Consider the following 3474-nt stretch of genomic DNA (forward strand, 5'->3'; position numbering starts at 1 on the left):
TGATATTGAACTGTCAGGAGCTGGCTGCACAACAGCCATTACGCCCAATCAACTGGTGCAGTCGTCTTCTGAAAATGACAATCGTGCCACCGGCTCCAGGTCTTATCGAACAGCTCAGACACATGGTCCAAATGCTGGTCGATCCGTTCGGCCAGTTTTTCGATGGCCTCTTGCTTGAGCTTGTCACTTTCCCTGAACTCGATGTTCAAGGCCCTGGCCACCTGGTTGAGGTTCCGGCCGATAGCTCCAAGCTGCCGGCACGATTCCCGTACGGTGTTCACTTCTTCATCAGTGAGGACCGGCATCCGGTTCAACGACCGCAGTCATTTCTGTACCTAAACAGTCCTGCGAATATGTGAGTTTTGACCTAATGAGCCACAAAAACTCATTTTCGCCCACGATAATTTTTCTACTTCCTTTCTTTGGAATGCTCATTTCAATATTCACATAACGTCGCTATCAATCGCGGAAAAGGCGTAGTGCGCGAAGCGAACGAAGCTTTTTGCCGTCGATTGCATAGCTTTGTTAACCCTTTTTCCAAATTTGATAGCAATAGTTAATGTTTGAAGTAAAGTGTTGCTCAAAAACAACTTCGAAGGTATTTGGAATACTCGGGAAGAAAACATCCCCCTCTGGCTCGATGTCGATCGTCGATAAGTGGAGCGTAGAGGCCATGGGTAATGTTTCTCGGTAAATTTCTCCGCCACCAGACACTATAACGTGACCGGTGAATTCAGCTAGCCTGTCCATGGCCTCTTCGATTGACTGAAATACAACTACATTGTCATCATTTGATGTCCAACCTGAGCGGGTAACGACCGCGTATTTCCTATTGGGGAGTGCGCCCATAGATTCAAACGTCTTGCGACCCACCAGAAGCCACTGATTGTAGGTCAATGCTTTAAAAAGTAGCTGCTCCCCTTTCGCGGACCAGGGTATGTCTGGACCGCAACCAATCACGCCGTTTTTCGCTTTCGCAGCCATCAATGATACTTTCAAGGTTCTCATCCTGGGTTAACTTTGTTTTAGGGCGACTGCCCTGCTGCGTAACATCGTTGCTGCTCCATAACATCAAACATCGACCCACGGCGTAACGCGCTTGCTGCTTGGATGCCCGAGGCATAGACTGTACAAAAAAACAGTCATAACAAGCCATGAAAACCGCCACTGCGCCGTTACCACCGCTGCGTTCGGTCAAGGTTCTGGACCAGTTGCGTGAGCGCATACGCTACTTGCATTACAGTTTACGAACCGAACAGGCTTATGTCCACTGGGTTCGTGCCTTCATCCGTTTCCACGGTGTGCGTCACCCGGCAACCTTGGGCAGCAGCGAAGTCGAGGCATTTCTGTCCTGGCTGGCGAACGAGCGCAAGGTTTCGGTCTCCACGCATCGTCAGGCATTGGCGGCCTTGCTGTTCTTCTACGGCAAGGTGCTGTGCACGGATCTGCCCTGGCTTCAGGAGATCGGAAGACCTCGGCCGTCGCGGCGCTTGCCGGTGGTGCTGACCCCGGATGAAGTGGTTCGCATCCTCGGTTTTCTGGAAGGCGAGCATCGTTTGTTCGCCCAGCTTCTGTATGGAACGGGCATGCGGATCAGTGAGGGTTTGCAACTGCGGGTCAAGGATCTGGATTTCGATCACGGCACGATCATCGTGCGGGAGGGCAAGGGCTCCAAGGATCGGGCCTTGATGTTACCCGAGAGCTTGGCACCCAGCCTGCGCGAGCAGCTGTCGCGTGCACGGGCATGGTGGCTGAAGGACCAGGCCGAGGGCCGCAGCGGCGTTGCGCTTCCCGACGCCCTTGAGCGGAAGTATCCGCGCGCCGGGCATTCCTGGCCGTGGTTCTGGGTTTTTGCGCAGCACACGCATTCGACCGATCCACGGAGCGGTGTCGTGCGTCGCCATCACATGTATGACCAGACCTTTCAGCGCGCCTTCAAACGTGCCGTAGAACAAGCAGGCATCACGAAGCCCGCCACACCGCACACCCTCCGCCACTCGTTCGCGACGGCCTTGCTCCGCAGCGGTTACGACATTCGAACCGTGCAGGATCTGCTCGGCCATTCCGACGTCTCTACGACGATGATTTACACGCATGTGCTGAAAGTTGGCGGTGCCGGAGTGCGCTCACCGCTTGATGCGCTGCCGCCCCTCACTAGTGAGAGGTAGGGCAGCGCAAGTCAATCCTGGCGGATTCACTACCCCTGCGCGAAGGCCATCGGTGCCGCATCGAACGGCCGGTTGCGGAAAGTCCTCCCTGCGTCCGCTGATGGCCGGCAGCAGCCCGTCGTTGCCTGATGGATCCAACCCCTCCGCTGCTATAGTGCAGTCGGCTTCTGACGTTCAGTGCAGCCGTCTTCTGAAAACGACAAACAGCCAGAAAGGCTGTTACAGGCGATTTGATCTGCAACCTATTGGTTAAATTAATGTATCAAAAACGATGGTTTTTGTGACAGTCTTGAAAAGTCCTGACTTCTCCCGAAAAATGACTCCCCTCATGTAACAAAACTCGTTACTGTATCAACATAACAATAACCCCATAACTAATTAGCGAGAAAAGAATGAAAATCGGCTATGCACGTAAATCTACGCATCTTCAGGATGTGGCGCACCAGGTTGACGAACTAACAAAAGCTGGATGTGAGCAAATCTATCGGCACTGTTGCAAATAGTCGGTGGTGATAAACTTATCATCCCCTTTTGCTGATGGAGCTGCACATGAACCCATTCAAAGGCCGGCATTTTCAGCGTGACATCATTCTGTGGGCCGTACGCTGGTACTGCAAATACGGCATCAGTTACCGTGAGCTGCAGGAGATGCTGGCTGAACGCGGAGTGAATGTCGATCACTCCACGATTTACCGCTGGGTTCAGCGTTATGCGCCTGAAATGGAAAAACGGCTGCGCTGGTACTGGCGTAACCCTTCCGATCTTTGCCCGTGGCACATGGATGAAACCTACGTGAAGGTCAATGGCCGCTGGGCGTATCTGTACCGGGCCGTCGACAGCCGGGGCCGCACTGTCGATTTTTATCTCTCCTCCCGTCGTAACAGCAAAGCTGCATACCGGTTTCTGGGTAAAATCCTCAACAACGTGAAGAAGTGGCAGATCCCGCGATTCATCAACACGGATAAAGCGCCCGCCTATGGTCGCGCGCTTGCTCTGCTCAAACGCGAAGGCCGGTGCCCGTCTGACGTTGAACACCGACAGATTAAGTACCGGAACAACGTGATTGAATGCGATCATGGCAAACTGAAACGGATAATCGGCGCCACGCTGGGATTTAAATCCATGAAGACGGCTTACGCCACCATCAAAGGTATTGAGGTGATGCGTGCACTACGCAAAGGCCAGGCCTCAGCATTTTATTATGGTGATCCCCTGGGCGAAATGCGCCTGGTAAGCAGAGTTTTTGAAATGTAAGGCCTTTGAATAAGACAAAAGGCTGCCTCATCGCTAACTTTGCAACAGTGCC

General features: G+C 53.1%; 4 protein-coding genes. 3 read left to right on the plus strand and 1 reads right to left on the minus strand.

Annotation, left to right across the window (positions count from 1 at the left end):
* Positions 1 to 359: hypothetical protein (locus OGY07_RS23460; protein WP_496264408.1), on the plus strand; the 359-nt coding region annotated here is incomplete at its 5' end.
* A 166-nt stretch (positions 360 to 525) separates the two neighbouring features.
* Here the strand turns inward: OGY07_RS23460 and dfrA14 are convergent.
* A complete protein-coding gene (dfrA14, locus tag OGY07_RS08275; RefSeq protein WP_004201280.1) occupies positions 526 to 999 on the minus strand; it encodes a trimethoprim-resistant dihydrofolate reductase DfrA14 in 474 nt (157 codons plus the stop codon).
* Between the two features lie 155 nt (positions 1000 to 1154).
* On the opposite strand from dfrA14, the gene intI1 reads away from it, so the two are divergent.
* Both intI1 and OGY07_RS08285 read left to right on the plus strand, forming a co-directional pair.
* Complete coding sequence (gene intI1, locus OGY07_RS08280; protein WP_000845048.1) at positions 1155 to 2168, plus strand: class 1 integron integrase IntI1; 1014 nt, start codon at positions 1155 to 1157, stop codon at positions 2166 to 2168.
* A gap of 549 nt (positions 2169 to 2717) precedes the next feature.
* Entirely contained in the window at positions 2718 to 3422 is a 705-nt protein-coding gene (locus OGY07_RS08285; RefSeq protein WP_001067855.1) for an IS6-like element IS26 family transposase, read from the plus strand.
* Positions 3423 to 3474 lie beyond the last annotated feature (52 nt).

This window comes from Citrobacter sp. Cs237 (assembly GCF_030332325.1).
GTDB lineage: Bacteria > Pseudomonadota > Gammaproteobacteria > Enterobacterales > Enterobacteriaceae > Citrobacter_A > Citrobacter_A sedlakii.